The organism is Paenibacillus sp. PsM32 (assembly GCF_030433815.1).
Lineage (GTDB): Bacteria > Bacillota > Bacilli > Paenibacillales > Paenibacillaceae > Saccharibacillus > Saccharibacillus kyungheensis.
The window spans coordinates 19,858-27,531 of the sequence record NZ_JARUWY010000024.1 but is presented as its reverse complement, the minus strand read 5'-3'; the positions used below and the strand labels follow the sequence as shown (position 1 = coordinate 27,531).

5 protein-coding genes are annotated in these 7,674 nt (G+C 38.7%); all 5 read left to right on the top strand.

Translation table 11 applies throughout. The annotated features are described in order from the left end of the window. The first annotated feature begins 427 nt into the window (after positions 1-427). The 5 genes from ppc to QCD85_RS23025 all read left to right on the top strand — a co-directional run bounded on the left by ppc (position 428) and on the right by QCD85_RS23025 (position 7,573). Positions 428-3,223, top strand: coding sequence for a phosphoenolpyruvate carboxylase (gene ppc, locus QCD85_RS23045; protein ID WP_273613655.1), 2,796 nt, complete (start codon positions 428-430; stop codon positions 3,221-3,223). Between the two features lie 304 nt (positions 3,224-3,527). Beyond that, positions 3,528-4,097, top strand: a complete 570-nt coding sequence (sigW, locus tag QCD85_RS23040; RefSeq protein WP_069325697.1) for an RNA polymerase sigma factor SigW — start codon at positions 3,528-3,530, stop codon at positions 4,095-4,097. Between the two features lie 125 nt (positions 4,098-4,222). After that, positions 4,223-4,834 carry a zf-HC2 domain-containing protein gene (locus tag QCD85_RS23035; protein WP_204827021.1) on the top strand — a complete coding sequence of 204 codons (612 nt, stop codon included), beginning with the start codon at positions 4,223-4,225 and terminating at the stop codon, positions 4,832-4,834. Between the two features lie 307 nt (positions 4,835-5,141). Next, positions 5,142-5,966, top strand: coding sequence for a diadenylate cyclase CdaA (cdaA, locus tag QCD85_RS23030; RefSeq protein ID WP_274171834.1), 825 nt, complete (start codon positions 5,142-5,144; stop codon positions 5,964-5,966). Continuing rightward, positions 5,966-7,573 (top strand): CdaR family protein, encoded by a 1,608-nt coding sequence (locus QCD85_RS23025; RefSeq protein ID WP_301264010.1) that lies wholly within the window; start codon positions 5,966-5,968, stop codon positions 7,571-7,573. The genes cdaA and QCD85_RS23025 overlap by 1 nt, the downstream gene beginning before the upstream one ends. The last annotated feature ends 101 nt before the right edge of the window (positions 7,574-7,674 follow it).

The following is a 7,674-nucleotide window of genomic DNA, read 5'->3' as shown; positions in this document are numbered from 1 at the left end:
GGTAGAACTTCAGCCTTCCAAGCTGATAGCGTGGGTTCGATTCCCATCACCCGCTCCATTTTTCAATTCAAAGACCGGAAACGGTCTTTTTTTGCTATATACAGATATAAATTGCTTGTGTATAGTCTGATATTAGCTTTGTACTTTTTTACTTTGGGTTTACATTTAAAGTACTATATTGCTTGAAAGATGTGATATTACCTCTAACATTGAAAAAATGCTGTTACTGAGATAAAATTAACGAATTATTACTATGAAAATTTTGTGGGATATGGTTTATTTTCATTGTGATTGATTGGTTAAAAGTTTGCATAATCATTCATAAGTTCAAAATTAATTAAAGTAATCAGTGTAGCTTTGTTGTATGATGTTAAGAAGATGTTAACATATAGAGGAATTAACACCGGTGAAAGATAGGAGGAAGAGCATGTCTGAGTTGACAGTGAATGCTAGTAAAAATCATTCTAACAACTTGCTGCGGCGAGATGTACGTTTTTTGGGGAATATTCTAGGTGAGGTGCTTGTCCATCAAGGCGGACAGGAACTTTTGGATATTGTTGAAAAAATTCGTGAATTAAGTAAATCATTGCGTGCAGTAGCTTTACCTGAGGTTTTTGAGGAATTCAAAACACTTATCAAAAATCTGGATTCTGATAATCGACACCAAGTAGTACGTGCTTTTGCTATTTATTTTCAATTGGTGAATATTGCAGAACAGAATCACCGTATTCGTCGTAAACGCGATTATGAACGCTCTGCTGGAGAAACGATTCAACCGGGTTCTATGGAAAGCGCTGTACAAGAGTTAAAAGAAAAAAACTTTACTGCTGATGAAGTGGAAGCTATTTTAGCTGACCTTTCTTTGGAATTGGTAATGACAGCTCATCCTACAGAAGCTATGCGTCGTGCTATCCTTGATATTCATAAACGCATTTCAGAAGACGTTACTCTTTTAGACAATCCTACACTGACTTTCCGCGAGCGCGAGCAATTACGTGAAAAGTTATTGAACGAAGTGATTACATTATGGCAAACAGATGAATTGCGTGATCGTAAGCCAACTGTACTGGATGAAGTGCGTAATGGGATGTATTATTTCCATGAGACTTTATTTGATGTATTACCAGAATTGTATCAGGAGTTAGAACGCTCGTTGAGCAAGTATTATCCAGAACATGAATGGCATGTACCTAGTTTTTTACGCTTTGGTTCTTGGATTGGTGGAGACCGTGATGGTAATCCTTCTGTTACAGCAGACGTGACTTGGAAAACGTTGCAAATGCAACGCCGCCTTGCGATTCGGGAATATCAACGTATTTTGACAGACTTGATGAAATCATTAAGTTTCAGTACAACTATTATTGATGTCTCTGAAGAATTGTTATCTTCTATTCAAAAAGATCGTCTACATGTAACGATTGATAAGAAGTTCAGTTGGAATAATGAAAATGAACCTTATCGTATTAAAATTGCTTATATGTTGCGTAAATTAAATAATATATTAGATGAGTCTAAAAAAGGAACAGCCGAAAGTTATAGTCATATGGGTGAACTTTTAGAAGACTTGCGAGTGATTGATCAAAGCTTGCGTCATCATTATGCAGATTATGTGGCGAATACATATGTGAAAAAGTTGATTCGTCAGGTAGAACTGTTTGGTTTTCATACAGCAACATTAGATATCCGTCAGCATAGTCAAGAACATGAGAATGCGTTGACTGAAATCTTAGCGAGTATGAAAATTGTAGAGGATTATTCCAAACTTAGTGAAGAAGAAAAGATTGAGCTTCTTGGCAAATTGTTAACAGATCCTCGTCCTTTGACATCAACATACCTGAATTACAGTGAAAGCACAGAAGAGTGCTTGGCTGTATACCGTACTATTTTCAAAGCACAAAAAGAATTTGGTACAAACTGTATTTCTAGTTACTTGATCAGTATGACTCAAGGGGCTAGTGATATTCTTGAAGTAATGATATTTGCCAAAGAAGTAGGTCTGTTCCGTCAAGATCCTGATGGTACGGTTCATTCTACACTGCAAGCAGTACCGTTATTTGAAACGATTGATGATCTACATGCAGCACCACAGATTATGCGCCAAGTATTGGATCTACCTGCTTACCGTCAATCAGTAGCAGCAATGAATAATTTGCAAGAAATCATGCTAGGTTACTCGGATAGTAACAAAGATGGTGGAGTAGTGACAGCTAACTGGGAATTGCGCCTCGCTTTGAATGAAATCACAGCAATGGGTGCAGAGTATGATATCAAACTTAAATTTTTCCATGGTCGTGGCGGTGCTTTGGGTCGTGGTGGTATGTCACTAAACCGTAGTATTTTGGCTCAACCTCCTCATACAGTAGGTGGCGGTATCAAAATCACTGAACAAGGGGAAGTTATTTCTTCTCGTTATTCTTTACAAGGTATTGCTTATCGTAGTCTTGAGCAAGCCACATCAGCGCTTATTACGTCTGCAATTATTGCAAAAGTAGGCGAACCTGAAGGCGAGCACAATAAGAAATGGGAACAAATCATGGAAGAAATCTCTGAGGTATCACTGAATAAGTATCAAGATCTTATTTTCCGTGATGAATCTTTTATGAGTTTCTTCAAAGGTTCTACACCACTTCCAGAAGTGGGAGAACTTAATATAGGTTCTCGTCCGTCTAAACGTAAAAATAGTGATCGATTTGAAGACCTACGTGCGATTCCATGGGTATTTGCATGGACACAAAGTCGTTATTTGTTACCTGCATGGTATGCAGCAGGAACAGGTATAGAACATTTTTATCAAAACAAAGAAGAAAATATGGCTGTTCTTCAACAAATGTATCAAGAGTTCCCGTTCTTTACTACTCTAGTAGATACGCTACAGATGGCTATTGCAAAAGCAGATTTGATTATAGCTAAAGAGTATGCAGGAATGTATAAAGATGAAGAGCAACGTGAACGTATTTTTGGATTGATTCAAGAAGAGTTTAATCGTACTCGCGATCTGGTGCTACAGATTACACGTCAACAAGATATTTTGGATAATGTGCCTGTTATTCAAGAATCTGTTCGTTTGCGCAATCCGTATGTTGATCCACTCAGTTATCTTCAAGTTCAATTGTTGAACGAGCTACGCAATCTACGTGAACAAGATGAAGATAATCCAGACTTGCTTCGTGAAGTGTTATTAACGATCAATGGTATTGCAGCAGGGCTTCGTAATACAGGTTGATGCCTAATCAAGATGTATTCCATTTCACGTATCATTAAATGGTGACACATGGAAGAGATAAAGATGGAGAGAACTCAAGCATCATTCCTCCAGTAATGATCAACTCCAGCAATCATGGATTGGAAGTAGCCGAAATATACATTATTGCTACAAATAATGATATATTTCGGCTTTTTTTGTATAAAACGTTAAAATTCGCAGGATTACGATTGCAATTTTGGTCTGATTGAATTACGATTTGTAGTGGATTGTAAAATAAATCTATTAATACACATACATATAGGGTTCGAAGTCTGGGGGAGTGATGGTGGACAATATAGAAACGAGATTGGTGAAGCTAGCACTTAAAGGGGATCAACGTGCTTTTGCCGAAATCGTTGAATTATACAAAGATAAAATTTTTCATTTAGGCTATCGGATGCTAAGCAATCGTCATGAAGCAGAAGATGTAGTACAAGAAACCTTTTTGCGCGTATACAAAAATTTAGATCGATATGATCAAAAGCAAAAGTTTTCAACATGGATTTACCGAATAGGTACGAATCTGTGTATAGATCGGTTACGTAAGCGTAAACCTAGTTATTCATTAGATGCAGAATTGAATGACCAAGATGGTACAGATGGATATGCTCTGTTGCCTGGGGATGAACGAACGCCGGAAAGTGAATATTTGCTTTCAGAAACGCAACAATTGATTCATCAAGCGATTGATTCTTTGCCGGATAAATATAAGACCGTTATGGTATTAAGATACTTGCAAGAGTTGTCTTTACAAGAAATTAGTGAAGTTATGGATATGCCCGTTACGACGATTAAGACCCGTGTGCATCGTGGACGGGAATTTTTACGTAAAAAATTAGAACCTAAACTATAAATTAAATGATAAATTATGAAACCCATTGAAATACGATTCGTATTTAAGAAGGTAGAAGCTGTTTCAACAGCTTCCTTTTGGTTATACGTGTTGAAAAAGTATTTGAACAGAAAGGATTGGCTCATATGGATTGCAAACTGGCCGTCTCACTGATGCACGAATATTTAGACGGCGACTTACTGGATGAAGAAACAGATGAATTGAAGCAGCATCTGGCTGAGTGCGAAGAATGCCGTATAGCATTCAAACAGTTAGAACAAACAGATATGCTTCTTTTCGCCGTAAATCACCGCAAGCCGCCAGTATCTGATGAGCTCACTGCTCGAATTATGCAGTCTTTACCCAAGTCTAAACAGACACATGTTTGGTGGACTTGGCTAAAACGACATCCTGCATTGACAGCAGCGGCAGCTTTCTTTATTATTTTGCTCGGAACACTTCCATTATGGAATGAAGGCCCTGAGATGATTGTCAAAGGCACAGATTTGGATCAAGTGGTTATTGAAGGAAATTCTGTAATAGTACCGGAAGGTCGTACGATCGCTGGTAATTTAACGATAGAAAAAGGACAGGCTAAGATTTACGGCGATGTGGAAGGAAATGTCACTGTAATTGATGGCGGGATATTCCAAGCAAGTACAGCGCATATTTCGGGGCAAGTTCAAAGTATTAATCAATCGGTAGACTGGGTTTGGTACAAAATCGCAAATGTGTTTTCTGAAGTCGCCTCTCCTTGATTTGTTATTATTGCCTGAAAGGCGCCTCTTGTTAAAGAAGGCGTCTTTTTGCGTGTGTGCTTATAAAACGTGTACAATAAGAAAATAGTAGGTTGCAACGATAGAGGTATCGTTATACCCTAGATGTAGTAGTATTTTGCACAATAATAGTTAGGATCGGTACAAATAATTCATAAAAATAGATTTATTGCGCATTTGGTGGCAGGTTTGGGTAATCTTTTATACAAAACCTACTTTCTGTGTATACAGTCATGAGGAAAATAATAGATGATAAGTCCACTAGATAGAACATGACGGGGGTTTCAGTATGGATTATTTTACAAGCTTAACTTGGAAAGATTCGATCAAAGATATCATTGATATTTTAATCGTAACCTATATTATTTATCAGTTAATTCTATTGGTTCGTGGTACACGAGCAGTACAATTGCTGAAAGGTATTTTGGTGCTTGTGTTTATCTGGGCAATCAGTAGTTGGTTTGATTTGTATACATTAAAATGGTTAATGAATCAGGCATTTACGTTTGGGGTATTAGCTATATTTATTATTTTCCAACCGGAACTGCGACGTGGACTGGAGCAATTAGGTCGTGGTAAGATCTTCGGTCGAACGTTAGCAGATGATGAAGAAATTACTAAAATGGTCAATGAAGTGATTAAAGCTGTTCATTATCTATCCAGACGCAAAATAGGAGCTTTGATTGTATTTGAACGTACAACAGGTCTGAACGAGTATACCGAATCAGGTATCAAAATGCAGTCAATGGTGAGTTCAGAATTGCTTATTAATATTTTTATACCTAATACGCCTCTACATGATGGAGCTGTTATTATTCAAGGTCAGCAAATTTCCGCAGCAGCTTGTTATTTACCGCTGTCTGAGAATCCATTTATCAGCAAAGAGCTGGGAACAAGACACCGCGCTGCGATAGGAATTAGTGAAGTGGGCGACGGAGTCTCATTAATCGTATCTGAAGAAACCGGTCAAGTGTCTCTTGCTATGAACGGACAGGTTATTCGTGATATTCATGAAGAGTCTTTGATCTCGAAATTACATGATGCTTTGAAACCAAAAGTGGCAACAAAAGAGAAAAAAAGCCCGTTCTGGAAACGTAAAGGAGGGGAGCAGTAATGATGGACAAATGGATCAATAACAACACAGTTGCTAAAGTACTGGCTCTGGTTGTAAGTATACTACTGTGGGTTATGGTCCATCTCGATGGAGGAGCAGCTTCTATTCGCACCACCTCCGTTTCTTCAGCGATGGGAACCAATGTAATCGACAATGTGCAGGTTCAAGCGTATGGATTTGATGAAGATAAGTATGTGCTTAAATCATTAGATCCTACACGTGTGAGTATTCAGGTAAGAGGACAACAGTCTGATTTGACTTCATATTTCTCATCAGAGAGCTATAAAGTGAAGGTAGATTTAAGTCAGGTCACTCAGGCAGGAACAATGACGTTACCATTGATTCCGGAATTGCCTGCTAGTGTACAGTATGTATCGATGAGTCCAAGTACTGTTAAAGTAACCATTGAAGAGAAAACGTCTAATGCATTTGTACCGGAAATCGTAACCCAGGGCGAACCTGCAACAGGCAATCAAGCAGGAGATCCTGTTATTACCGATGGAACCGATAAAGTTAGCGTTACATTACCTCAGAGCAGACTTGAAGATGTACAGAAAGTCCAAGGTGTTGTGAATATTGAGGGTGCTACGGACACAGTCTCCAAAACGGTATCTCTGATCGTCTATGCCAAAGATGGATCAGTTATTAAAAATGCTGTTGTCTCGCCCGCTACCGTCAAAGTAGAAGTGCCTATAGGGACGTCTGTGAAGACTTTGCCACTGAATCTTAGTTATACTGGTGAACTTCCAAATAGTCTGATATTGGCGAATACAGAAGCAAGCGTGAATGAAGTGACTGTGTATGGATCCGAGAAATCGTTAGCCGCATTAGGAGATTCGATTACAGCAACAGTCGATCTAGGATCGATTAAAGAAGCAGGAACTACGAATCTGACGGTTAAATTAGATATTCCTGAAGGTGCAGACCGAATCGCACCATCTACAGTGCAGGTGAAAATCACAGCAGAATCATTCTCACAAAAAGATGTCACTAATATTCCTGTTATTTTTAAAGGGGCAAGTGATAATTATACAAATGTGATTACTGATCCAGCGAATCAACAAGTGACTCTAAATGTAAAAGGAACGCCTGAAGCATTAGAAGCACTCAAGCCAGCCGATATTGAAGTATCAGCTAATATCAGCGGTAGAAAGCCAGGCACTTATAAAATTCCTGTACAGGTTATTTTGCCAGATACGATTGCTTTGTCTGATCCAGCAAATACCCCTACAGTCACAGTAACCATCAGTGAAAAAACGGAAAATACAACGCCAAAGGATCCGGCGGATACTGATAATTCAGGAACAGGCACTACCGATGGAACAGGTTCAGGTAGTGGCACTGATTCAGGTACGGGTACAGGTACAGGTGGAACAACACCAGATACAAGTAACCCGGGAACGACAACTCCTTCAGAAGAAACGCCTACCACTCCAGAAGGAACCACACCTGAACAGAATCCTGAAAGTAACGGGTCTGCCGGAGTAGAGAACGGTGGGACAACAACGATTCCTCCAGATAACAGTAGTAACAATACTAATAGTAATAGTACGACATCAGAGGCGGCTACAAGTACGAAAGCTGTATTTCCCAGTACGTACCGATAAGCAGTTGATAGATGAAGTATAGTATTGACATTATGTGAGGGTCAGCGTATAAAGGATAAGATTGCTGAAATAGATTGTAATTCGTTCTCATAGATGTATTT